At 66.7% G+C, this 21,759-nt stretch carries 24 protein-coding genes; 9 read left to right on the top strand and 15 right to left on the bottom strand.

What is annotated here, in order from left to right:
- Positions 1 to 2: 2 nt before the first annotated feature.
- On the bottom strand, positions 3 to 2,624 hold the full coding sequence (gene clpB, locus ACAM57_RS10575; protein WP_369661600.1) for an ATP-dependent chaperone ClpB: 2,622 nt from the start codon (positions 2,622 to 2,624) through the stop codon (positions 3 to 5).
- A 151-nt stretch (positions 2,625 to 2,775) separates the two neighbouring features.
- Here clpB and ACAM57_RS10570 point away from each other — a divergent pair, with 151 nt between their 5' ends.
- Positions 2,776 to 3,768, top strand: coding sequence for a Bug family tripartite tricarboxylate transporter substrate binding protein (locus ACAM57_RS10570; protein ID WP_184641328.1), 993 nt, complete (start codon positions 2,776 to 2,778; stop codon positions 3,766 to 3,768).
- Between the two features lie 134 nt (positions 3,769 to 3,902).
- Here ACAM57_RS10570 and ACAM57_RS10565 read toward each other — a convergent pair whose 3' ends face one another.
- Positions 3,903 to 4,379: a molybdenum cofactor biosynthesis protein MoaE gene (locus ACAM57_RS10565; RefSeq protein WP_126025866.1), complete on the bottom strand. Its 477-nt coding sequence runs from the start codon at positions 4,377 to 4,379 to the stop codon at positions 3,903 to 3,905.
- 269 nt (positions 4,380 to 4,648) lie between these two features.
- Here ACAM57_RS10565 and dapA point away from each other — a divergent pair, with 269 nt between their 5' ends.
- Complete coding sequence (gene dapA / locus ACAM57_RS10560) at positions 4,649 to 5,545, top strand: 4-hydroxy-tetrahydrodipicolinate synthase (protein WP_369661599.1); 897 nt, start codon at positions 4,649 to 4,651, stop codon at positions 5,543 to 5,545.
- Here the strand turns inward: dapA and moaD are convergent.
- Genes moaD through ACAM57_RS10525 form a run of 7 tightly spaced genes read right to left on the bottom strand, consistent with a single transcriptional unit; the run spans position 5,532 to position 12,668 of the window.
- Entirely contained in the window at positions 5,532 to 5,783 is a 252-nt protein-coding gene (moaD, locus tag ACAM57_RS10555) for a molybdopterin converting factor subunit 1 (RefSeq protein WP_126025868.1), read from the bottom strand. The two genes, dapA and moaD, sit on opposite strands and share 14 nt — an antisense overlap.
- Positions 5,784 to 5,788: 5 nt before the next feature.
- Positions 5,789 to 7,075, bottom strand: coding sequence for a gephyrin-like molybdotransferase Glp (gene glp / locus ACAM57_RS10550; protein ID WP_369661598.1), 1,287 nt, complete (start codon positions 7,073 to 7,075; stop codon positions 5,789 to 5,791).
- Positions 7,068 to 7,613 carry a molybdopterin-guanine dinucleotide biosynthesis protein B gene (gene mobB / locus ACAM57_RS10545; protein WP_369661597.1) on the bottom strand — a complete coding sequence of 182 codons (546 nt, stop codon included), beginning with the start codon at positions 7,611 to 7,613 and terminating at the stop codon, positions 7,068 to 7,070. Before mobB ends, glp begins: the two co-directional genes overlap by 8 nt.
- An 18-nt stretch (positions 7,614 to 7,631) precedes the next feature.
- Positions 7,632 to 9,047 carry a threonine synthase gene (gene thrC / locus ACAM57_RS10540; RefSeq protein ID WP_369661596.1) on the bottom strand — a complete coding sequence of 472 codons (1,416 nt, stop codon included), beginning with the start codon at positions 9,045 to 9,047 and terminating at the stop codon, positions 7,632 to 7,634.
- Positions 9,044 to 10,366 carry a homoserine dehydrogenase gene (locus ACAM57_RS10535; protein WP_369661595.1) on the bottom strand — a complete coding sequence of 441 codons (1,323 nt, stop codon included), beginning with the start codon at positions 10,364 to 10,366 and terminating at the stop codon, positions 9,044 to 9,046. Before ACAM57_RS10535 ends, thrC begins: the two co-directional genes overlap by 4 nt.
- Positions 10,367 to 10,389: 23 nt before the next feature.
- The gene (locus ACAM57_RS10530; protein ID WP_369661594.1) at positions 10,390 to 11,439 is read right to left on the bottom strand and encodes a DUF1176 domain-containing protein; all 1,050 of its coding nucleotides are present in this window, start codon (positions 11,437 to 11,439) and stop codon (positions 10,390 to 10,392) included.
- Positions 11,436 to 12,668 (bottom strand): pyridoxal phosphate-dependent aminotransferase, encoded by a 1,233-nt coding sequence (locus ACAM57_RS10525; RefSeq protein ID WP_126025874.1) that lies wholly within the window; start codon positions 12,666 to 12,668, stop codon positions 11,436 to 11,438. Before ACAM57_RS10525 ends, ACAM57_RS10530 begins: the two co-directional genes overlap by 4 nt.
- Before the next feature lie 110 nt (positions 12,669 to 12,778).
- Between ACAM57_RS10525 and ACAM57_RS10520 the strand changes: the two genes are divergently transcribed.
- From ACAM57_RS10520 to ACAM57_RS10490, 7 genes are all read left to right on the top strand, one after another.
- Positions 12,779 to 13,162 (top strand): Mth938-like domain-containing protein, encoded by a 384-nt coding sequence (locus tag ACAM57_RS10520; RefSeq protein ID WP_126025875.1) that lies wholly within the window; start codon positions 12,779 to 12,781, stop codon positions 13,160 to 13,162.
- A gap of 149 nt (positions 13,163 to 13,311) precedes the next feature.
- Entirely contained in the window at positions 13,312 to 13,788 is a 477-nt protein-coding gene (locus ACAM57_RS10515; protein WP_019655927.1) for a peroxiredoxin, read from the top strand.
- A gap of 211 nt (positions 13,789 to 13,999) precedes the next feature.
- On the top strand, positions 14,000 to 15,781 hold the full coding sequence (locus tag ACAM57_RS10510) for a PhoH family protein (RefSeq protein WP_369661593.1): 1,782 nt from the start codon (positions 14,000 to 14,002) through the stop codon (positions 15,779 to 15,781).
- 154 nt (positions 15,782 to 15,935) lie between these two features.
- Positions 15,936 to 16,307, top strand: coding sequence for a VOC family protein (locus ACAM57_RS10505; protein ID WP_369661592.1), 372 nt, complete (start codon positions 15,936 to 15,938; stop codon positions 16,305 to 16,307).
- Between the two features lie 6 nt (positions 16,308 to 16,313).
- The gene (locus ACAM57_RS10500; RefSeq protein ID WP_369661591.1) at positions 16,314 to 16,763 is read left to right on the top strand and encodes an EVE domain-containing protein; all 450 of its coding nucleotides are present in this window, start codon (positions 16,314 to 16,316) and stop codon (positions 16,761 to 16,763) included.
- A 13-nt stretch (positions 16,764 to 16,776) separates the two neighbouring features.
- Positions 16,777 to 17,226 (top strand): GyrI-like domain-containing protein, encoded by a 450-nt coding sequence (locus ACAM57_RS10495; RefSeq protein WP_126025879.1) that lies wholly within the window; start codon positions 16,777 to 16,779, stop codon positions 17,224 to 17,226.
- Positions 17,227 to 17,293: 67 nt separating this feature from the next.
- Positions 17,294 to 18,061, top strand: coding sequence for a helix-turn-helix transcriptional regulator (locus ACAM57_RS10490; RefSeq protein WP_369661590.1), 768 nt, complete (start codon positions 17,294 to 17,296; stop codon positions 18,059 to 18,061).
- Between the two features lie 16 nt (positions 18,062 to 18,077).
- Here the strand turns inward: ACAM57_RS10490 and dnaB are convergent, their stop codons facing one another.
- The 6 genes from dnaB to ACAM57_RS10460 form a co-directional block, all read right to left on the bottom strand.
- The gene (gene dnaB, locus ACAM57_RS10485; RefSeq protein WP_093203332.1) at positions 18,078 to 19,484 is read right to left on the bottom strand and encodes a replicative DNA helicase; all 1,407 of its coding nucleotides are present in this window, start codon (positions 19,482 to 19,484) and stop codon (positions 18,078 to 18,080) included.
- 174 nt (positions 19,485 to 19,658) lie between these two features.
- Complete coding sequence (gene rplI / locus ACAM57_RS10480) at positions 19,659 to 20,111, bottom strand: 50S ribosomal protein L9 (RefSeq protein ID WP_126025881.1); 453 nt, start codon at positions 20,109 to 20,111, stop codon at positions 19,659 to 19,661.
- A 12-nt stretch (positions 20,112 to 20,123) separates the two neighbouring features.
- Positions 20,124 to 20,405, bottom strand: coding sequence for a 30S ribosomal protein S18 (gene rpsR / locus ACAM57_RS10475; RefSeq protein WP_007830781.1), 282 nt, complete (start codon positions 20,403 to 20,405; stop codon positions 20,124 to 20,126).
- Between the two features lie 21 nt (positions 20,406 to 20,426).
- Entirely contained in the window at positions 20,427 to 20,741 is a 315-nt protein-coding gene (gene priB / locus ACAM57_RS10470; RefSeq protein ID WP_126025882.1) for a primosomal replication protein N, read from the bottom strand.
- Positions 20,742 to 20,745: 4 nt separating this feature from the next.
- Positions 20,746 to 21,120, bottom strand: a complete 375-nt coding sequence (gene rpsF / locus ACAM57_RS10465) for a 30S ribosomal protein S6 (RefSeq protein ID WP_019655917.1) — start codon at positions 21,118 to 21,120, stop codon at positions 20,746 to 20,748.
- 115 nt (positions 21,121 to 21,235) lie between these two features.
- Positions 21,236 to 21,697, bottom strand: coding sequence for a hypothetical protein (locus ACAM57_RS10460; RefSeq protein WP_369661589.1), 462 nt, complete (start codon positions 21,695 to 21,697; stop codon positions 21,236 to 21,238).
- Positions 21,698 to 21,759 lie beyond the last annotated feature (62 nt).

Raw genomic sequence — 21,759 nt, 5'->3', positions numbered from 1 at the left:
CTTTAGGCCGAAGCGGCCGCCGTTGGTTCCCCCGCCTTGCGGAAGGAGAACTGGCCCGGCGACTGGATCGGGTCGGTCGTGACCTCGATCGTGTCCTTCGGCCCGAAGCTTCCGTCCAGCAGCAGCTTCGACAGCGGGTTCTCGATGCGCTGCTGGATCGCGCGCTTGAGCGGCCGCGCGCCGAACACCGGGTCGAAGCCGACCTTGGCGATCTCCGCCAGCGCAGCCGGCGAAACCTCCAGGCCCAGGTCCATCTTCGCGAGCCGCGCCTGCAGCACCTTGAGCTGGATCGCGGCGATCGACTCGATGTTCTTCGCGTCGAGCGCGTGGAACACGACCGTCTCGTCGATGCGGTTCAGGAACTCGGGGCGGAAGTAGTTCTTCAGCTCGTCCCACACCGCTTCCTTGATCTCTTCCGAGGGCTTGCCCACCATGGCCTGGATGATGGGCGAGCCGATGTTGCTCGTCATCACGATCACGGTGTTCTTGAAGTCCACGGTGCGGCCCTGGCCATCGGTCAGGCGTCCATCGTCGAGCACCTGCAGCAGCACGTTGAACACGTCGGGGTGGGCCTTCTCCACCTCGTCGAGCAGCACCACGCTGTAGGGCTTGCGGCGAACGGCTTCAGTGAGGTAGCCGCCCTCCTCGTAGCCCACGTAGCCCGGCGGCGCGCCGATCAGGCGGGCGACCGAGTGCTTCTCCATGAACTCGCTCATGTCGATGCGGATCAGGTGCTCTTCGCTGTCGAACAGGAAGCCCGCGAGCGCCTTGCACAGCTCGGTCTTGCCCACGCCCGTAGGGCCGAGGAACAGGAACGAGCCGGTCGGGCGGTTCGGATCGGACAGGCCCGAGCGCGAGCGGCGGATGGCGTTGGCCACCGCGCCGATGGCCTCGTCCTGGCCGACCACGCGCTCGTGCAGCTTGTCTTCCATCACAAGCAGCTTGTCGCGCTCGCCCTGCATCAGCTTGGCAACCGGAATGCCGGTGGCGCGCGCCACGACTTCGGCGATCTCTTCGGAGCCGACCTGGGTGCGCAGCAGCGTGGGCGCACTCGACTTGCCCTTGCTAGCCTCGCTGGCCTCGGCCTCCTTCAGGCGCTTCTCGAGCGCCGGCAGCTGGCCGTACTGCAGCTCGGCGACCTTGTTGAAGTCGCCCTTGCGCTTCCACTCCTCGATCTGGAACTTGATCTTGTCCACGTCCTCGCGCACCTGCGCGCTGCCCTGGGCCTGGGCCTTCTCGGCCTGCCAGATCTCGTCGTAGTCGGCGATCTCCTTCTGCAGCTTCTCGATCTCGCCCTCGATCAGGCCCAGGCGCTTCTGCGAAGCCTCGTCCTTCTCGCGGCGCACGGCCTCGCGTTCGATCTGCAGCTGGATCAGGCGGCGGTCGAGCCGGTCCATGACCTCGGGCTTGGAGTCCATCTCGATCTTGATCTTGGCCGCTGCCTCGTCGATCAGGTCGATGGCCTTGTCGGGCAGGAAGCGGTCGGTGATGTAGCGGTCGCTCAGTTCGGCCGCGGCCACGATGGCCGGGTCGGTGATCTGCACGCCGTGGTGCACCTCGTACTTCTCCTGCAGGCCGCGCAGGATGGCGATGGTCGCCTCCACGCTGGGCTCGCCCACGATGATCTTCTGGAAGCGGCGCTCCAGGGCGGCATCTTTCTCGATGTACTTGCGGTACTCGTCGAGCGTGGTGGCGCCCACGCAGTGCAGCTCGCCGCGCGCGAGCGCCGGCTTGAGCATGTTGCCCGCATCCATGGCGCCCTCGGCCTTGCCGGCGCCCACCATGGTGTGCAGTTCGTCGATGAAGACGATGGTCTGGCCCTCGTCCTTGGCGAGTTCGTTCAGAACGCTCTTCAGGCGCTCCTCGAATTCGCCGCGGAACTTGGCGCCCGCCAGCAGCGCTGCCATGTCGAGCGACAGCACACGCTTGCCCTTGAGCGAGTCGGGCACTTCGCCCGAGACGATGCGCTGCGCCAGGCCTTCGACGATGGCGGTCTTGCCCACGCCGGGTTCGCCGATGAGCACGGGGTTGTTCTTGGTGCGGCGCTGCAGCACCTGGATGGCGCGGCGGATTTCCTCGTCGCGGCCGATGACCGGGTCGAGCTTGCCCAGCCGGGCGCGTTCGGTGAGGTCGAGGGTGTATTTCTTGAGGGCTTCGCGCTGGCCTTCGGCGTCGGCGCTGTTCACACCCTGCCCGCCGCGCACGGCGTCGATGGCCGATTCGAGCGACTTGCGGCTCAGGCCGTTTTCGCGGGCGATCTTGCCGACGTCGGCCTTGCTGTCGGCCAGTGCCAGCAGGAAGAGTTCACCGGCGATGAACTGGTCATTGCGCTTGATGGCTTCCTTCTCGGTGGCCTGCAGCAGCTTGCCGAGCTCGGGGCCGACCTGCACGATGTCGTGGCCCTGCACCTGCGGCAGTTTCTTGATGGCGGCCTCGGCCGCCTGCGTCAGGCCGGGGACGTTGACGCCGGCACGCTCCAGCAGGGCGCGCGGGCCGTCGTCCTGGCGCAGCATCGCGACCAGCAGGTGGGCCGGTTCGATGTAGGCGTTGTCGTTGCCCAGCGCCAGGGACTGTGCGTCGCCCAGCGCTTCCTGAAATTTGGTGGTGAGTTTGTCTTGTCGCATGGTGGTATTCCTGCATCCAAAATAGGGCTGTTCGGGCACGATTCAAGGTTGCCGGTCCTTCCGGCGCTTCCCGCCGCTGCGGGCACGGGTATTGCACCGGACCCGGCCTCTCCCGCCCGTAGGCATTTCTCTCTCTCGAATGGAGTCGATCATGGTTTTTTCAATGCGCGTTCAACCGGTGCGCCGGGCGATCAGCGTGGGTCTCTTTATGGCTGCAGCGGGGCTTTGCAGCCTTGCGCAGGCGCAAAGCGGTACGCCCGTGCGCCTGCTGGTGGGCTTCCCCGCCGGTGCCGGCACAGACGCCATCGCCCGCACGCTGGGCGAAAAGCTCAAGGACGTGCTGGGCGTGCCGGTGGTGGTCGAGAACCGCGCCGGCGCGGGCGGGCAGATCGCGGCGACGGTGCTGAAGTCGTCCCCGGCCGACGGCCACACGCTGTTCCTGTCGCACGACCACACCATCTCGATCCTGCCGCAGGTGGTGAAGAACCCGGGCTTCAACCCCGCCACCGACTTCGTGCCCGTGGCCGGTTTCGCCACCTTCGCCAACGTGCTGGCCGTCTCGGGCGGCACGCCGGCCAAGAGCATCGACGAATACGTGAAGTGGGTCCGCACCCAGAAGGGCGGCAAGGAGACCATCGGTATCCCCGCGCCGGCATCGATCCCCGAGTTCCTGGTGAAGATGATCTCGGACAAGTACAAGATCGACGTCCAGCCCGCCCCCTACCGCGGCAGCGCGCCCATGACGGCCGACATGCTGGGCAACCAGATCACGGCAGGCATCGCCTCGGTGCCGGACTTCATCGAGAACCACAAGGCCGGCAAGGTCCGCATCGTGGCGTCCATCGGCGCCAAGCGCCAGGCCGTGCTCCCGAACGTGCCGACCTTCACCGAGTTGGGCTTCTCGAACCTGGAAGACCTGCCCTACTACGGCATCTTCGCGCCGGTGGGCACGCCGCAGCCGATCATCGACAAGTACGGCGATGCGCTGCAGAAGGTGCTGGCCATGCCCGACGTGAAGCAGAAGCTCACGACGATGGGCCTGACAGTGGGCTACGAGCCCCAAGGCCAGTTCGCCGGCCGCGTGCGTACGTACACGCAGACCTGGGAAAAGATCATCCAGTCCAGCGGCTTCAAGCCACTCTGAAGTCTTGCTCCCTCTCCCCTCGGGGAGAGGATTGGGGTGAGGGCCAGCGGCCTTCGCAAGAAGAGCAAGTCGTCGAATGAGTGCGGCTGCCCTCACCCTAACCCTCTCCCAGAGGGAGAGGGAACAGATTCAAGTCAGGCGTTCGGGGCGCTGATGCCCCAGCGCGCCAGGGCCGCGTCGTCGGCCACGCGCGCATCGACCCAGCGGGCGCCTTCGGGCGTCTGCTCCTTCTTCCAGAAGGGCGCCTGGGTCTTGAGGTAGTCCATCAGGAACTCGCAGGCCTCGAAGCTCTGGCCGCGGTGGGCCGACACCACCGCCACCATCATGATCTGGTCTTCCGGCTGCAGCAGGCCGACGCGGTGGATCACGCGCGCGCCCAGGATGTCGAAGCGGCGATGCGCCTCGTCGATCATGGCCTCGATGGCCTTCTCGGTCATGCCGGGGTAGTGCTCCAGCTCCATCGACGAGACGCTGCTGCCGTCGTTGCGGTCTCGCACGGTGCCCACGAAGCTGCAGACGGCGCCCACGCGTTTGTCGCCGGCACGCAACGCGGCGACTTCCCGCGAGAGGTCGAAATCGTTCGTCTGGATCGAAACACGGGCAAGGCTCATGTCCGAATTGTGTCATCGCGATAGACTCTGCCCATGCCCTGCCTTGCCACGCCCACGCTCTTCCCGGTGCCTTCGCGCCTTGAAGACCGTCGCGCCGGCCAAGGCAGCAGCAACGACAAAGCCAAAAAACCAAAGCTCGTCTGACCGGAGCCGAGGTTCCGTCGTCGGATGAGCGACGGAACCTGCAGAAGGCTTTGGCCCCTCACTGGGTTGCGCGCGCATCGGACGATGGTTCTTTCCATCGGTCGATTCCTGAAAGGAAGCCCCGCGTGCCTCATCAACAACAGAACCCCGCCACCCCCGATTTCTCCGGCTTCTGGGTGGCCCTCGTCACGCCGTTCCGCGACGGCGCGGTCGACCATGCCGCTCTCTCCGCCCTGGTCCGCCGCCTCGCCAGCGAAGGCGTGACCGGCTTCGTGCCCTGCGGCTCCACCGGCGAGGCCGCCGCGCTCGACGAAGCCGAGCAACTGGCGGTGCTCGACACCGTGCTGGCAGCGGCCGGCGGTTTGCCGGTCGTCATGGGCATTTCGGGCTACCACCTGGGCAAGGCCATCGCCTGGGCCCGCAAGCTCTCGGAGCGCCCGATCGCGGGCCTTCTGGTGGCCGCGCCGCACTACGTGCGCCCCTCCCAGGCCGGCCTGCTCGAGTGGTTCCGCGCCATCGCCGACGCCAGCTCGGTGCCCGTGCTGGTCTACGACATCCCCTACCGCACCGGCGTCACCATCACCCGCGAGACGATGCTGGCGCTGGCCGCGCACCCCCGCATTCGCGGCATCAAGGACTGCGGCGGTGACATGGGCAAGACACGCGCGGTGATCGCCGACGGCCGGCTGCAGGTGCTGACGGGCGAGGACCACCAGATCTTCGGCACCATGGCCGAAGGCGGCGCGGGTGCCATCGCGGCCAGCGGCAACGTGCAGACGCCGCGCTTCGTGCGCCTGGTGCGCCTGCTGGCGGAGAACCGCCTGGCCGAGGCGCGCGCCGAATGGCAGCCGCTGCAGCCGCTGGTGGAAATGCTCTTCGCCGAACCCAACCCGGGCCCCTTGAAGGCGCTCCTGGCGCACAAGGGCGAGATGGCCGACGAACTGCGCTCGCCGATGACCCGGGCCTCCGAGGGCCTGCGCGAGCGCCTCGTGGCGCTGGACGCGCGCCTCAGCCGCCCGTGACCGGGGGGAAGAAGGCGACCTCGCAGCCTTCGCTCAAGGCTGCGGCTTCGTCGCTCATGGCCTGGTCGAGCGCCATGCGCACCGCCTTGCCGCGCGCCAGCGCGGTGGCGTAGGCGCCGCCCCTGGCGATGAGCTCGTCGCGCAGGGCCGCAAGCGTCTCGGCTCGTGTCTCGACGGCTTCGCCGCTGCTGGAAAGCGCCTCGCGCACCGAGGCGAAATAACGGACCTGGACTTTCATGCGGCTCAACCCAGCAGCGATGCGAAGGGAATGAATTCGACGAGCTCGCCCGACTTGATCGTCCTGCCCGCAGGGTTGTCGACCACGCCGTCGCCCCAGACCATCGAGGTGAGCACGCCCGAGCTCTGGTTGGCGAACAGGTCGAGGCCGCCGGCCGCGTTGCGGCGCACGCGCAGGAACTCGCGGCGCTTGTCGGCGCGGGGCCAGTCGAAATCGGCGCGCATCTTCACCGCCTCTGGTGCGACGCGCGCGGCGCCCTGCAGCGTCAGCAGGAAGGGGCGCACCAGCATCAGGAAGGTGAGGAAGCTCGACACCGGATTGCCCGGCAGCCCCGTCACGTGGCAGGCGCCCTGCCCGCTGCTGCGCGCGATGGAGCCGTAGGCGAAGGGCTTGCCCGGCTTCATCGACAGCGACCACAGCTGCAGCTCGCCCAGCGCCTGCAGCGCGGCGCGGATGTGATCTTCCTCGCCCACCGAAACGCCGCCGGTCGTGATGATCAGGTCGCTCGCCTCGGCCGCGTCGCGCAGTGCGACGACGGTGGCTTCGCGGTTGTCGGGCACGATGCCCAGGTCGTTCACCTCGCAGCCCAGCCGGTGCAGCAGGGCCCGCATGAAGAAGCGGTTGGAGTTGTAGATGGCGCCGGGCTTCATCGCATCGGGCGCGACCTCGCCGGGCATCACCAGCTCGTCGCCGGTGGAGAGCATCGCCACGCGCGGCTTGCGCGCGACCTGCAGGCGGTCGAAGCCGACGCTCGCGGCAAGGCCGAGCGCGGCGGGCGTCAGGCGCTCGCCCTTCCGAAGCACCACGTCGCCGGCGGCCACGTCCTCGCCCGCGCGGCGAATCCACTGGCCGGCCGCCGGCATGATGGCGATGCGCACCGAGCCCAGGCTGCCGTCCTGCGGCACGGCAGCGGTGTCTTCCTGCATCACGACGGCGTCGGCGCCCTCGGGAATCTGCGCGCCGGTGAAGATGCGCGCCGCGGTGCCGGGCGCGAGCAGCGTGCCGACGGTGCCGGCGGGAATGCGCTGCGCGACCTTCAGCTCGGCGCCCGACGCGGCGCAGTCGGCCACGCGCACGGCGTAGCCGTCCATCGCGCTGTTGTCGCGCGGCGGCACCGTGAGGCCGGAGACGAGGTCCTGCGCGAGCACGCGACCGTCGGCGTCGAAGGTGCCGACGCTTTCGGTGGGCAGCACCGGCTGCGCCTTCGCAAGCAGCACCGCGATCGCCTCGTCCAGGGGCATCAGCGGCGGGCGCGAGGAAGAAGCGGCGAAGGGAACGGGGGAATCAGCCATGGTGATCGGGGTTGTATTCGAAGCGCTCACCGCTGTCGATCAACCACTTCGCAATGGCCTCGGCGTCGTTGAGGTCGAAGAGCGGTCGCCCGGTGGGCAGCGGCAGGCTGGCCGGCGCATCGGTGGCCACGGCGACGACGAAGGGATCGTCGGGGTACAGCACGGGCCGCACCGGCTCGTTCGCCCCGGGCTCGCGCCAGATCTCGATCTTGAGCACGTCGCTGTGCCGGAATCCCTCGACCAGCACCCAGTCGGCCACCGGGTGCACCTCGGCCAGCAGCTGGTGCACGCTGAGCTCGACCGGCGCCTCGAATTCGCGCATCACGGCAAGCCGCTTGTCGGAGGCGACGACCACCTCGAAGGCGCCGGCCTCGCGGTGGCGCCAGGTGTCCTTGCCCGGATGGTCGATGTCGAACTTGTGGTGCGCATGCTTGACCACCGACACTCGCTGGCCCAGCCGCTTCAGCGCGGGAATGAGGCGCTCGAGCAGCGTGGTCTTGCCCGCGCCGGAGTAGCCGGCGAAACCGACGACCTTCATGCGCAGCCCTCGCCGTGGTCAGTCACAGTGTTCCGCGATGTAGGCCTTGACCGCTTCCGCGTCGGCCGGCAGCTTGACGACGCGCTTGGGCAGCGCCTCGATGCCTTCGAACTTCTTCGGGCGCGCGGGCTCCTCGCCCAGCGCCTCGACCAGCGTGGCCGCGAACTTGATGGGCAGCGCCGTTTCGAGCACCACCATCGGCACGCCGGGGCTGAGCTGCTCGCGCGCGGCCTTGAGGCCGTCGGCGGTGTGCGGATCGACCAAGGTCGCGAAGCGCTTGTCGGTGTCGCGGATGGTGACCAGGCGGTCTGCGTGCGTGCTGCGGCCGCTGCGGAAGCCGAAGCGCGCGGCGGCCTGCGCGAATGCGGGATCGGCGCTCAGGTCGAAGCTGCCGTTCAGGCCCAGGTCGTCCACGAAGAGCTTGCGCAGTTTGGCCGTATCGCGCCCGACAAGGTCGAACACGAAGCGCTCGAAGTTGCTGGCCTTGCTGATGTCCATCGAGGGGCTGGAGGTTTCGTGCGTGTCGACCGCGCCGCGCACGCGATACACGCCGGTGCGGAAGAACTCGTCGAGCACGTCGTTCTCGTTGGTGGCGACCACCAGCGTGTGGATCGGCAGGCCCATCATGCGCGCCACGTGGCCCGCGCAGACGTTGCCGAAGTTGCCCGAGGGCACGGTGAAGCTCACCGGCTTGTCGTTGGCCGCCGTGGCCTGGAAGTAGCCCGCGAAGTAATAGACGACCTGCGCCAGCAGCCGCGCCCAGTTGATCGAGTTGACCGTGCCGATGCGGTACTTGCGCTTGAAGGCCAGGTCGTTCGACACGGCCTTGACGATGTCCTGGCAGTCGTCGAACACGCCGGTGATGGCGATGTTGTGGATGTTCGCGTCCTGCAGGCTGAACATCTGCGCCTGCTGGAACGGGCTCATGCGGCCGTCGGGCGAGGTCATGAAGACGCGCACGCCCTTCTTGCCGCGCATGGCGTACTCGGCCGCGCTGCCGGTGTCGCCGCTGGTGGCGCCCAGGATGTTGAGCTCGGCGCCGCGGCGGGCCAGTTCGTACTCGAACAGGTTGCCCAGCAACTGCATCGCCATGTCCTTGAAGGCCAGCGTGGGGCCGTTGGACAGGGCCTCGAGGTACACGCCGTCTTCCAGCTCGCGCAGCGGCACGATCTCGTCGGTGCCGAACACCTCGGCCGTGTAGGTCTTCGCGCAGATCGCCTTCAGGTCGGCCGGCGGAATGTCGTCGATGTACAGCGAGAGGATCTCGAAGGCCAGCTCGGCGTACGGCAGCTTGCGCCACTTGGCAAGCGTGGCGGTGTCGATCTGCGGGTATTGCTCGGGCAGGTAGAGGCCGCCATCGGGCGCGAGGCCTTCGAGCAGGATTTCGCAGAAGCGCTTGCGGTCGGGGTGGCCGCGGGTGCTCAGGTAATTCACTTCAACTCTTCCTTGCGGATGCGCACGATGGGTTCGAGCACGGTCGGCAGCGCCTGCAGCTCGGCCAGGACGTCGTCGACCGTGCCCTCGCGCGCGTCGTGCGTGAGGATGATCAGGTCGGTCTGCGTGGAGCCCTCGCCGCCCACCTCGTCGGCTTCGCGCTGCAGCACGGCGTCGATGCTGATGCCTGCAGTGGCAAGCAGGCCCGTCACCTTGGCGAGCACGCCGGCCTGGTCGGCCACGCGCAGGCGCAGGTAGTAGCTGGTGACGACTTCCGACATCGGCAGCACCTGCAGGTCGCTCAGCGCATCGGGGTGGAAGGCCAGGTGCGGCACGCGGTGCGCGGCATCGGCCGTGTGCAGGCGGGTGATGTCGACCAGGTCGGCGATCACCGCGCTGGCGGTCGGCTCGCTGCCGGCGCCCTTGCCGTAGTAGAGCGTGGTGCCCACTGCGTCGCCATGCACCACTACCGCGTTCATCGCGCCTTCGACATTCGCCAGCAGACGCTTCGACGGGACGAGCGAGGGATGCACGCGCAGCTCGATGCCCTTGGCGGTGCGCTTGGTGACGCCCAAGAGCTTGATGCGGTAGCCGAGCTGCTCGGCGTACTTGATGTCCTGCGCGGCCAGCTTGGTGATGCCCTCGATGTGGGCCTTGTCGAACTGCACCGGGATGCCGAAGGCCAGCGCGCTCATCAGCGTGACCTTGTGGCCGGCGTCCACGCCTTCGATGTCGAAGGTCGGGTCGGCTTCGGCGTAGCCCAGGCGCTGCGCTTCCTTGAGCACGGTCGCGAAGTCCAGGCCCTTGTCGCGCATCTCCGAGAGGATGAAGTTGGTGGTGCCGTTGATGATGCCGGCCAGCCACTGGATGCTGTTGGCCGTGAGGCCTTCGCGCAGCGCCTTGATGATCGGGATGCCGCCGGCCACCGCGGCCTCGAAGGCCACCATCACGCCCTTGGCGTGCGCGGCCGCGAAGATCTCGGTGCCGTGCACCGCCAGCAGCGCCTTGTTGGCCGTGACCACGTGCTTGCCGGCCGCGATGGCCTCGAGCACGAGCTGCCTGGCGATGCCGTAGCCGCCGATCAGCTCGATGACGATGTCGATCTCGGGGTTGGCGATGACTTCGCGCGCATCGCTCACCACCTTCACGCCCTCGCCTGCCACTTCGCGGGCACGGGCGGTGTCGAGGTCGGCCACCATGGCGATCTCGATGCCGCGGCCGGCGCGGCGCTTGATTTCTTCCTGGTTGCGCTGGAGCACCTTGAAGGTGCCGCTGCCGACCGTGCCTGCGCCGAGCAGGCCTACTTGGATGGGTTTCATTGGGAGAGTCGCACTCATGGCGTTCAGGGTTTGGATGGGGTGGCGGACGGCTCGGAGAGCTCCACGCGGGTGACGTAGCGCGGCAGGCTCCAGGCACCGCCCGCGAAGCCGCGGCACATGCCGTCGCCCGCGGCGGCGGTGCGCACGAAGCCCTTGCCGTCGAAGCTCCAGGTCTCGCTCGACCAGCAGTCGCCGATGCCGCGGCCCTTCATGGAGGAAGTGACGCTGCCGTCCTTCTCGTCGAAATCGCCGTTGGCTTCGATGGCGACAGGCGCATAGGGCGGCTTGTCGTTGGCGATCCAGAGCAGGCTGGAGTAGTTGTAGGCGCCCATGCCGCAGCCGAAGGACAGCAGCACCTTGCGATCGGTCAGGCGCGTGACGTTCAGCGACTTGGCGTTGAAGTCTTCGTGGTTGTTGCAATCGTCCTTGGCGTCGGACTGCTTCAGCGACGGGAAGATGCGCGCGGCCAGCGCGTCGTCGCCGGGCCTGGCCTTCGGCGGCACGACGGCCTTCACGACCGGCGCCGGCACGGGCGGCAGCACCGATGATTCGGGCTTGCTGCCGCGGCGCACCAGCGCGCCCGGCGTGCCGACGCGGCCCTGGACCTCGTCCATCTTCAGCAGTACGGCATTGAGGCCGGAGAGCGAAAGAACCCACTTCTGCCCGCCGCGGTCCGTGAGCGTGGCGTCGTCGTTCCTGAGCAGTTCGGGGAGCACTGCGCGGACCTGGTCCTGGTCGAGGCTGGCGGCGCTGTCCTTGAGACCGGACAAGGTGGCCTTGCCGACCTTGACGCGCACCGGACCCTTGGCAGGCTTCTCGCCGCCGGTCTGCAGTTCGATCTCGACGGATGTGTCCGGGCCCGCCTTGCGCGTGATGAGCATCGACACCGGCTCCGTGATGTCCGCGCCTTCAGACTGGTAGCCGGCGGCACGGCAGGTGCGCGTGTTGTCGCAGGCCAGTTCCCAGTCGTTGTGCGAGAACGAGACGCCCTCCTTGCCGGCCGCACCGGCGGCGCCAGGGGAAAGCACGGCGAACGACAGCGCCGCGGCGGCAGCGATGCGGGCGGAGTTCATTGGCGCGACTTGCGGCGCAGCCGGTACTGCTCCAGGAACTTCGCGATGCGGTTGATGGCCTCGCGCAGGTCGTCCTCGTGGGGCAGGAACACGATGCGGAAGTGGTCGGGCGTCGCCCAGTTGAAGCCGGTGCCCTGCACCAGCATCACGCGGGTTTCCTTCAGCAGCTCGAGGAAGAACTGGCGGTCGTCCTCGATGGGATAGACCTCCGGATCGAGCTTGGGGAACATGTAGAGCGCAGCGCTCGGCTTGACACAGCTCACGCCCGGAATGGCGGTGATCAGCTCGTAGGCCAGGTCGCGCTGGCGGCGCAGGCGGCCGCCCTCGCACACGAGGTCGTTGATGCTCTGGTAGCCGCCGAGCGCCGTCTGGATGGCCCACTGGCCCGGCACGTTGGCGCACAGGCGCATGTTCGAGAGCATGTTCAGGCCCTCGATGTAGTCCTGCGCGCTGCGCTTGTCGCCCGACACCACCAGCCAACCGGCGCGGTAGCCGCACGATCGGTAGCTCTTGGATAGCGAATTGAAGGTGAGCGTGAGCACGTCGGTCGACAGGCTGGCGATGGCGGTGTGCTTCACGCCGTCGTACAGCACCTTGTCGTAGACCTCGTCGGCGAAGATCACGAGGCCGTGCTCGCGCGCGATGGCCACGATGCTCCTGAGCAGGTCGTCGGAATACAGCGCGCCCGTCGGGTTGTTCGGGTTGATGACCACGATGCCCTTGGTGCGCGGCGTGATCTTGGCGCGGATGTCGTCGAGATTCGGCATCCAGCCGTTGGCCTCGTCGCACAGGTAATGCACCGGGGTGCCGCCGGAGAGGCTGGTGGAGGCGGTCCACAGCGGGTAGTCGGGGGCCGGAAGCAACAACTCGTCGCCGTCGTTGAGCAGCGCGTTGGTCGACATGGCGATCAGCTCGCTGGCGCCGTTGCCGAGGTAGATGTCGTCGAGGGTGACGCCCGCGACGCCCTGCTTCTGCGTCTCGTGCATCACCGCCTTGCGTGCCGCGAAGACGCCCTTGCTGTCGGAGTAGCCGGCCGAGGTGGGCAGGTTGCGGATCATGTCCTGCTGGATTTCCTCGGGAGCATCGAAACCGAACACGGCCAGGTTGCCGATGTTGAGCTTGATGATCTTCTGGCCGTCTTCTTCCATCTGCTTGGCGGCGTCCATGATCGGGCCGCGGATGTCGTAGAGGACGTTGGCCAGCTTGGCCGATTTCTTGAGCTGCTTCAAAGGGCCCTCCCGGGCGCGGGTTAGAGTTTGCTTACGCGGAATCAAAGGCCCTTGCGAGCCCCGTGGCACTAGGGAAAACCTATAATTTGACCACAGTTCCCAGTGCCCAGATGAAGCTACAGCCCGACAAATCCGACGCTCAGTCTCTCACCGCACACGGTCCCGGCTGGGTGGCGATCAACAACGAAAAGGTCGAGGGCAGCGTGGTAGTCGGCTCGCGCGGCGAGCGCTTCGAATGGAATTGTTCGAGCTTCGACCAGATCGGCCCCGAACATTTCGCGCAATTGGCATCACTGGGCGCCGAATTGATCATCTTCGGCAGCGGAAACCGGATCCGCTTCCCCCAGCCAGTCTGGCTCAAGCCGCTGATGGCCCAGCGCACCGGCGTGGAGACCATGGACACCGCGGCAGCCTGCCGGACCTACAACATCCTGGCCGGCGAAGGCAGGCACGTGATCGCCGCCCTCCTCGTGGAGAGCCCCGTGGGTGGCTGATGGGGGTGTTTTCGGGGTAAAATACCGGGTTGCGAACAGGCCGGCTACCCCAAAGTTAGCAACGACCAATCCTCCACTCTTTGAGCAAGCCCGGTGCGAAACGGGGCGAGAGGGCTCAGGAGCGGAATCTAACGGAGAAAACAAGTTTCATGGCGATCGTTGTCAACAAACCCATTCCTGAATTCGACGCCAACGCCACGGGCGGCATCAAGGTCTCGAATACCTCGCATCTCGGCCACGTGCTGGTCATGTATTTTTACCCGAAAGATAACACTCCGGGCTGCACCACCGAAGCGATGCAGTTCCGCGACCGTTACAAGGATTTCGAGAAAGCCGGCGCCACGGTCTTCGGCGTGTCCCGCGACAACATGAAGTCGCACGACGAATTCAAGGCCAAGCTCGAGCTGCCCTTCGAGCTCATCGCCGACACCGAGGAAAAGATGTGCCACATGTTCGGCGTGGTCAAGAACAAGATCATGTACGGCAAGAAGGTCAAGGGCATCGAGCGCAGCACCTTCCTGATCGGCGCCGACGGCATCCTGAAGGCCGAATGGCGCGGGCTCAAGGTCCCCGGCCATGTCGACGACGTGCTCAAGGCCGTCAAGGCCCTCAAGAAGGCTGCCTGAGAGCCTTCCGGCGAGCCGGCGGCGCGCTTTTCCGCTGTGGCGTGGGAAATGCCCCACGCGGTGCGTAAAGAGCTCCCGGCGCGTCATCCGCGGTGTGCATAATGGCCTCATGCCGTTGAGCTCCACGACCGCATCCTCCGAACAAAGCCGCCTTGGTCTTCAGGCGGCTTTTTCGTTTTCTGGTTCCCACTTCCTGCGAGCGATCTGACACATGCCACTGCCCCCCGCCCCCACGAAACGCGCTGCATTGCTCTCCCCGGACGCACTCGATGCGCCCGCCCGGTCCTCGCACCGGGGCTCGCGCCGTTCCGGTGATTCGCGCGCCGACGAAGCCGCGGCGCGCAGCCCGCAGCCGCTGGAGCTGTTCGACAGCGTCGGCGCCGAGAGCGCCGGCGGCGCCACCGCCGTGCGCCCTGCCCGCCGGACCAGGTCGAAAGCCACGCCCGCCCCCGTGAGCGCGCCGGCGCCCCAGGCACTCATCCAGGTCGAGACCAAGGCCCCGGTCGCCGAACCCGCTGCGACTCCTGCAGCGGCAGCGACGCCGCAGGCCCCTGCACGCGCCAAGCGCAGCAAATCCAGCGGCCCGGCCAAGCTGTTCGTGCTCGACACCAACGTGCTGCTGCACGATCCGATGTGCCTCTTCCGCTTCGAAGAGCACGACATCTTCCTGCCGATGATCGTGCTGGAGGAGCTCGACGGCCACAAGAAGGGCACGACCGAAGTCGCCCGCAACGGCCGCCAGACCAGCCGCACGCTCGACGCCCTGGCCGCCGCCCAGGACGCCGACATCGACAAGGGCCTGAAGCTCGACACCACCGGCCACCGCGAAGCCGGCGGCCGCCTGTTCTTCCAGACCGCCCCGCTCGACTATTCGCTGCCGATGAGCCTGCCCCAGGGCAAGGCCGACAACCAGATCCTCGGCGTGGTGCACGCGCTGCGCGACGAGTACGCCAAGGACCGTCCGGGCCAACCCAGGCGGGAAGTCGTGCTGGTGTCGAAGGACATCAACATGCGCGTCAAGGCGCGCGCGCTGGGCCTGGCCGCCGACGACTACCAGAACGACAAGACGCTGGAAGACGGCGACCTGCTCTACGCCGGCTCGCTCGCCCTGCCCGCCGACTTCTGGACTCGCCAGAGCAAGACCGTCGAGAGCTGGCAAAGCGGCAGCAGCACCTTCTACCGGATCAGCGGCCCGCTGGTGCCCAACCTGTACATCAACCAGTTCGTGTACTTCGAGGCTCCGGGCGAACCGAGCATGTACGCCCGCGTCACCGAGATCCGCGACAAGACCGCGGTGCTCAAGACGCTGAAGGACTACAGCTCCGGCAAGAACGCCGTGTGGGGCGTGAACACGCGCAACCGCGAGCAGAACTTCGCGATGAACCTGCTGATGGACCCGGAGATCGACTTCGTCACGCTGACCGGCACCGCCGGCACCGGCAAGACCCTGATGGCGCTGGCCTCCGGCCTCACGCAGGTGCTGGACGACCGCCGCTACACCGAGATCATCATGACCCGCGCCACCGTGAGCGTGGGCGAGGACATCGGCTTCCTGCCCGGCACCGAAGAGGAAAAGATGGGCCCCTGGATGGGCGCGCTCGACGACAACCTCGAGTTCCTGGCCAAGGGCGACGGCGGCGGCGCCGGCGAGTGGGGCCGCGCGGCCACCAACGAGCTGATCCGCAGCCGCATCAAGGTCAAGAGCATGAACTTCATGCGCGGGCGCACCTTCCTCAACAAGTACGTGATCATCGACGAGGCACAGAACCTCACGCCCAAGCAGATGAAGACGCTGATCACCCGCGCCGGCCCCGGCACGAAGATCATCTGCATGGGCAACCTGGCGCAGATCGACACGCCGTACCTCACTGAAGGCTCCTCGGGCCTGACCTTCGCGGTCGACAAGTTCAAGGGCTGGCCGCACGGCGGGCACATCACACTGGCGCGCGGCGAACGCTCGCGCCTGGCCGATTTCGCCAGCGACGTGCTCTGACCCTCCGGGGCAGCGCCCCGGACAAGCCCGCGCACGCTCTCCGAGCAGCGCGGGCTTTTTCATCCGTGGTGACAGGCTACTGACAAGACGCTGTCAGTAGGGCGCCAGCACCATCAGGGCTCCTTCCAACGCAACGAAAGAAAGAGAGTCCCGAATGCAGAACGCCATCACCTGGTTCGAAATCCCTGTCGCCGACATCGATCGCGCACAGGCCTTCTACGAAACCGTGCTCGCCCGCAAGCTGCGCCGCGAAGACTTCGGCGGCGAGACGCTGGCCATCTTCCCGCACGACAAGCCCGCCACCGGAGGCGCCCTGCAGGCCGGCGCCAATGCCAGCGCACGCGCCGGCACTGGCCTTCGCATCTACCTCGACTGCAATCCAAGCATCGATGCCGTGCTGGCGCGGATCGAAGCCGCCGGCGGGCAGATCGTGTCGCCCAAAGCGGCGCTGCCGCCCGGCCTTGGCTTCATCGCCCACCTGCGCGACACCGAAGGCAACGAAGTCGGCCTGCATTCGCTGGAGTGATTCGCCATGACGCAGCGCAACTGGATCGCCGTGGCCAGCGCCGAGCATGCGCGGCGCGGGCGCGACCACCGGCCGCTGGGCTTCATGCAGGTCGGCCACGGCAAGCAGGCGCCGCTCAAGCGGCTTTCGGCGGGCGACCGCGTCGCCTACTATTCGCCGGCCACCATGTTCGGCGGCACGGACAAGCTGCAGAGCTTCGTGTCGATCGGCATCGTGCAGCCGGGCGAACCCTACGAATTCGACATGGGCAACGGCTTCGTGCCTTGGCGGCGCGACGTGGTCTACGCCGCCGGGCACGAGGCGCCGATCGCCCCGCTGATCGAACGGCTGGCCTTCATCGAGAACCCCAGGCAGTGGGGCTACAAGTTCCGCTTCGGCATGTTCGACATCAGCGACGCCGACATGAAGCTGATCGCACAGGCCATGAAGGCCGACCTGAAAACACTATCGCTTTGAGGAGAGAAAGCACATGGAACCAGTTCGCCAACGCCAGGATGCATTCCGCGTCTCGGGCCTCACCATCCGCACCACCAACCGCGAGGAACGCGACCCTGCAACCGCCCGCCTCGGCCAGTTGTGGGGCCGATTCTTCGGCGAGGAAACCTATGCATCGACGCCACAGCGCACCGCCGACATGCGCATCTTCAGCCTCTATTCGGCCTACGAATCGGACAAGGATGGCGCGTTCGACGTCACGGCGGGCGTCGCGGTCTCGGGCGGCGAGAACAGCCTCGCCGTGGAAGCCGGCGACTACCTGGTCTTCAACGGCGAAGGGCAGATGCCGCAGATGGTGATCGCCACGTGGGAGCGCATCTGGCAGTATTTCGAGGCGCACCCGGAAATCGCACGCCGCTATCGCAGCGACTTCGAGGCCTACGAAGGGCCGGACAAGGTGGCGATCCACATCGGAGTTTCATGAGCATCACCCCCAAGAGCCGGCGCGCCCCGCCCGCACGCCACCCTCGCCCGCTCGCCAGGGCCTGCTGATGCGCCGCGCCGACCGCCTCTTCCAGCTCGTGCAGCTCATCCGCGGGCGCCGGCTGACCACGGCCGCGTTCCTGGCGCAGCGCCTCGAGGTGTCGGAGCGCACGGTGTACCGCGACATCGCAGACCTGCAGCACCAGGGTGTGCCCATCGAGGGCGAGGCTGGCGTGGGCTACCGGCTGGGCGCGGGCTTCGAGCTGCCGCCGCTGATGTTCACGCAGGACGAGGCCGCGGCGCTCGTCGCTGCAGCCCGGCTCGCGCAGAGCTGGGTCGATCCGGCACTGGCGCGCGACATCGAGACCGGGCTCGGCAAGATCCTGTCGGTGCTGCCACCCGCGGCGCGCGTCTCGGCCGAGGCGCTGGCGCTCTACGCGCCCGGACTGGGCCTGGACGACACCCTCCGCGCGCGGCTGCAGACGCTGCGCGAGGCGACCCAGTCGCACAACAAGCTGCGGTTGCACTACCGCGACGTCTCGGGCGACGCCAGCGAGCGCACGGTGCGCCCGCTGGGCTGCTTCTATTGGGGCAAGGTCTGGACGCTGTCGACCTGGTGCGAGCTGCGCGACGATTTCCGGGGCTTCCGGCTGGATCGCATGGACGCGATCGAGGTGCTGCCCGACCGCTTTCGAGACGAGCCGGGCAAGACGCTGGCCGACCTTCTGCGGCAGGTCAATGCCGAGACGGCGCATGGCAAGGTGGTGCCGCAGAAGCCGGACGGCCAGCCGTCGTGGTCCAGCAGCAATAGCGGCAGCGGTAGCGCGACCAGCTGACTTCGGCGCCGCCGGGTCAGTACTCGTCGTTGTTGCTGTAGCCGACCAGGTTCTCGAACTTGGTCAGCGGCTTCAGGAAGGCCAGCTTGACGGTGCCGGTGGGGCCGTTACGGTGCTTGCTGATGATCACCTCGGCCACGCCCGGCTCCTTCGACTCCTTGTTGTAGTAGTCGTCGCGGTAGATGAACATGATGATGTCCGCGTCCTGCTCGATGGCGCCGGATTCGCGCAGGTCGCTCATCATGGGACGCTTGTCGGTACGGCTTTCCACGCCGCGGCTGAGCTGCGACAGTGCGATCACCGGGCACTTCAGTTCCTTGGCGAGCATCTTCAGGCCGCGCGAGATTTCGCCCACGGCCGTGGCCCGGTTCTCGTCGCCCGAGCTGCTGGTGGACATCAGCTGCAGGTAGTCGACCACGATCAGGCCGAGCCGCCCGTACTGGCGCGCAAGGCGGCGCGCATTGGCCCGCAGCTCGCTGGTGGAAAGGCCCGGGGTCTCGTCGATGTGCAGCGACACGGTGCGCAGCTTCTCGATGGCCTCGGTCAGACGCGGCCACTCCTCGTCGGTGAGCTTGCCGGTGCGAAGGTGGCCCTGGTCGATGCGGCCGATGGAGCCCACGATACGCACCGCCAGCTGGGCGGCGCCCATTTCCATGGAGAACACGGCCACCGGCAGGCCTTCGTCGAGCGCCACGTGCTCGGCGATGTTGATCGCGAGCGAGGTCTTGCCCATCGAGGGACGCGCGGCCAGCACGATCATGTCGCCCGGCTGCAGGCCGGAAGTCATCTTGTCGAAGTCGTTGAAGCCGGTGCGAACGCCCGTGATGTCGTTCGGGTTCTCGGCCATCTCGGTCACGCGGTCGAGCAGGTCGACCACCAGGGCATCCATGCTCTGGAAGCCCTGCTTCATCCGCGTGCCTTCTTCGCCGATGTTGAAGATCTTCTGTTCGGCCTCGTCGAGGATCTTGTCGACCGCCTTGCCCTGCGGATTGAAGGCGTTGGTCGCGATCTCGTCGCTGGCGGAAACCAGCTTGCGCAGGATGGAGCGCTCGCGAACGATCTCGGCGTAGCGGCGGATGTTGCTCGCGCTGGGCACGTACTGCGCGAGCGAGTTCAGGTACACCAGCCCGCCGATCTCGTCGGCCTTGCCGAGGTTCTGCAACTGCTCGTAGACCGTGATCACGTCCGCCGGCTTGCTGGCGTTGATCAGCCCGCCGATGGCCGCGTAGATCAGCTTGTGTTCGTGGCGGTAGAAGTCGCCGTCGACCAGCAGGTCGCCCATGCGGTCCCAGGCGCCGTTGTCGAGCAGCAGGCCGCCGAGCACGCTCGATTCGGCCTCGATGGAGTGAGGCGGAATGCGCAGTTGGGCGACTTGGCGGTCGGCCGACGGATCATTGTCGGCATAGGAGAAAACGGCGGACATGGGGCCTTGAAAGTTAACAAAGTATGCTACGCGCGCTGCGGCCGCGACGCCATGCATAACGCTGTGTACGTGCTGTGCAAAACCCTGTGGACAGTCACTGAACAAGCCTTGAAGAACAAAAACAAAAGCCGCCCGAAGGCGGCTTTTGCGCAGCGCACGAGGCGCTGTGGACGATCAGGCGGTTTCGCCGTAGACCGTCACGGTGATGTCGACCACCACGTCGGTGTGCAGGGCCACGCTCACGGTGCTGTCGCCGACGATCTTGATCGGACCGTTGGGCAGGCGCACTTGCGACTTCGCAACCTTGTAGCCCTGCTTGCCCAGCTCTTCAGCGATGTCGCCGTTGGTGACCGAGCCGAACAGACGGCCGTCCACGCCAGCCTTTTGCGTCAGCTTGATGGTCGTGCCACCGAGCTTTTCGCCTTGAGCTTGCGATTCGGCCAGCTTGGCGGCCGCAGCCTTTTCGAGTTCGGCGCGCTTGGCTTCGAATTCGGCCTTGTTGGCAGCGGTGGCGCGGCGGGCGCGGCCCGACGGAATCAGGAAGTTGCGTGCGTAGCCGTCCTTGACCTTGACGATGTCGCCCAGGGCACCGACGTTGACAACCTTGTCCAGAAGAATGATTTGCATGGTGTCGACTCCTTAGACGCGGTGCTGGTCGCTGTACGGCACCATGGCCAGGAAGCGTGCGCGCTTGATGGCGGTATTCAGCTGGCGCTGGTAGATCGCGCGCGTGCCGGTCAGGCGCGCGGGGATGATCTTGCCGTTTTCGCTGATGAAGTCACGCAGCGTGTCGATGTCCTTGTAGTCGATTTCCTCGACGCCAGCGACGGTGAAGCGGCAGAAGCGCTTGCGCTTGAACAGCAGCGACTGGGTGTTGCGCTTCGGGCGCTTGTCTTTGTTGAATTTCTTGAACGTGGCCATTTCGGGACCTCTTGTCGAAAATTAATCTTGCTGAAAATCCTGGATGTGCAGGACCGGATGCTTGCCGTTGCCCGGTGTCGCGAGGAAGCCCTGAAAACGCCAGAGACTTCCCATCGACTGTCTTGCGAGCCGTTCGGCGATGGCGCCGAAGGCAACGGCCTTGAGGGCCGTCTTCACCTGCCTGGGCTTTCCTGCCTCCTGGAGCGTCGACTCGTGCTCGAGCTTCAGGTCTAGGGCGGGCAAGCCGGCTGGCGTGAATCGCAGGTTTCCGAGTTCGGCAACGGAGGCGGTCAGCAGCAGCTGGTTGACCCCGGTTGCCGCAGCGGCGGCAGTCACGCCATCAGTTGTTGTTGGCGGCGTACTCGGCCTGCTGGGCCTTGCGGGCCTCTTCGCGCTCGACCGTCTTCATCATCGACGAAGGACCGGTTTCGGCCTTCTTCTTCTGGACGGTCAGGTGACGCAGCACGGCGTCGTTGAACTTGAACGCGTGTTCGAGTTCGCCCATCACGGTCTGCTCAGCTTCGATGTTGACGCACAGGTAGTGGGCCTTGTTGAGCTTGTTGATCTGGTAGGCCAGCTGACGGCGGCCCCAGTCTTCGACGCGGTGGACCTTGCCGCCGCCGGCCGTGATCAGGCCCTTGTAGCGCTCCAGCATGGCCGGAACTTGTTCGCTCTGATCCGGGTGGATCAGCAAAATGATTTCGTAGTGACGCATGGCACTCCTTGTGGATTCTTCCGAGGAAGAGGAAAAGCCACCTGCAGCGTCGGGCGCAGTGTGGCAAGGCAAAGCCAGCGATTATAGCCCTGTCGGAAGCGATCCGGCAAGACTCTCAGTCGTTGAGCGCCTTGTCGAGCGCCGCGGCCTTCTCGGCACCGACGGCGGCGCGGATCTTCGGGGCCAGCGCCAGCAGGTCTTCGTAGCTGGTCGTGCCCTCGACCTGCAGGTTGAGCCGGAAGCCCTTCAGGCCGAGGCTGCCGGTCAGCTGGGTCGCGATCGGGTAGGCGTCCTTGTAGCGCTGCTGCCTGCTGCGCCCGGAGGAGCCCTGGGCGGGCGCCGCTGCAGCGGCCGCCGCCTCTGCGGGAGCCGTCGCGCTGCCCGCCACAGGCTCCAGCACGCCCAGGCCGACCATCTGGTCGATGTCTTCGCGCAAGATGCCCATGCCCGCGGCCAGCACGTCATCGACCGATCTTTTGCCGTCGAACAGGATGAACGCCGAGCGCTGCCGTGGCGACAGCGGGATGGAGCGGTCTTTCAGGGCCTGGTGGCCTGCTTCTGTCTTGACGAGGATCATGGTGTTCTTCCCTTCCGGGATACGCCCGTGAGTCCCGCCAGTCTGGCATCAAATACGCAATT

Source organism: Variovorax sp. V15 (assembly GCF_041154425.1).
Classification (GTDB): domain Bacteria; phylum Pseudomonadota; class Gammaproteobacteria; order Burkholderiales; family Burkholderiaceae_C; genus Variovorax; species Variovorax guangxiensis.
The sequence above is the reverse complement of the archived record's forward strand: the minus strand, read 5'-3'. Positions and strand labels throughout refer to the sequence as shown.

Coding starts and splice junctions, on each gene's coding strand:
- clpB (WP_369661600.1), bottom strand. CDS start 2,624: ATGCGACAAGACAAACTCACCACCAAATTTCAGGAAGCGCTGGGCGAC.
- ACAM57_RS10570 (WP_184641328.1), top strand. CDS start 2,776: ATGGTTTTTTCAATGCGCGTTCAACCGGTGCGCCGGGCGATCAGCGTG.
- ACAM57_RS10565 (WP_126025866.1), bottom strand. CDS start 4,379: ATGAGCCTTGCCCGTGTTTCGATCCAGACGAACGATTTCGACCTCTCG.
- moaD (WP_126025868.1), bottom strand. CDS start 5,783: ATGAAAGTCCAGGTCCGTTATTTCGCCTCGGTGCGCGAGGCGCTTTCC.
- glp (WP_369661598.1), bottom strand. CDS start 7,075: ATGGCTGATTCCCCCGTTCCCTTCGCCGCTTCTTCCTCGCGCCCGCCG.
- mobB (WP_369661597.1), bottom strand. CDS start 7,613: ATGAAGGTCGTCGGTTTCGCCGGCTACTCCGGCGCGGGCAAGACCACG.
- ACAM57_RS10535 (WP_369661595.1), bottom strand. CDS start 10,366: ATGAAACCCATCCAAGTAGGCCTGCTCGGCGCAGGCACGGTCGGCAGC.
- ACAM57_RS10530 (WP_369661594.1), bottom strand. CDS start 11,439: ATGAACTCCGCCCGCATCGCTGCCGCCGCGGCGCTGTCGTTCGCCGTG.
- ACAM57_RS10520 (WP_126025875.1), top strand. CDS start 12,779: ATGAAGCTACAGCCCGACAAATCCGACGCTCAGTCTCTCACCGCACAC.
- ACAM57_RS10515 (WP_019655927.1), top strand. CDS start 13,312: ATGGCGATCGTTGTCAACAAACCCATTCCTGAATTCGACGCCAACGCC.
- ACAM57_RS10510 (WP_369661593.1), top strand. CDS start 14,000: ATGCCACTGCCCCCCGCCCCCACGAAACGCGCTGCATTGCTCTCCCCG.
- ACAM57_RS10505 (WP_369661592.1), top strand. CDS start 15,936: ATGCAGAACGCCATCACCTGGTTCGAAATCCCTGTCGCCGACATCGAT.
- ACAM57_RS10500 (WP_369661591.1), top strand. CDS start 16,314: ATGACGCAGCGCAACTGGATCGCCGTGGCCAGCGCCGAGCATGCGCGG.
- ACAM57_RS10495 (WP_126025879.1), top strand. CDS start 16,777: ATGGAACCAGTTCGCCAACGCCAGGATGCATTCCGCGTCTCGGGCCTC.
- ACAM57_RS10490 (WP_369661590.1), top strand. CDS start 17,294: ATGCGCCGCGCCGACCGCCTCTTCCAGCTCGTGCAGCTCATCCGCGGG.
- dnaB (WP_093203332.1), bottom strand. CDS start 19,484: ATGTCCGCCGTTTTCTCCTATGCCGACAATGATCCGTCGGCCGACCGC.
- rplI (WP_126025881.1), bottom strand. CDS start 20,111: ATGCAAATCATTCTTCTGGACAAGGTTGTCAACGTCGGTGCCCTGGGC.
- rpsR (WP_007830781.1), bottom strand. CDS start 20,405: ATGGCCACGTTCAAGAAATTCAACAAAGACAAGCGCCCGAAGCGCAAC.
- rpsF (WP_019655917.1), bottom strand. CDS start 21,120: ATGCGTCACTACGAAATCATTTTGCTGATCCACCCGGATCAGAGCGAA.
- ACAM57_RS10460 (WP_369661589.1), bottom strand. CDS start 21,697: ATGATCCTCGTCAAGACAGAAGCAGGCCACCAGGCCCTGAAAGACCGC.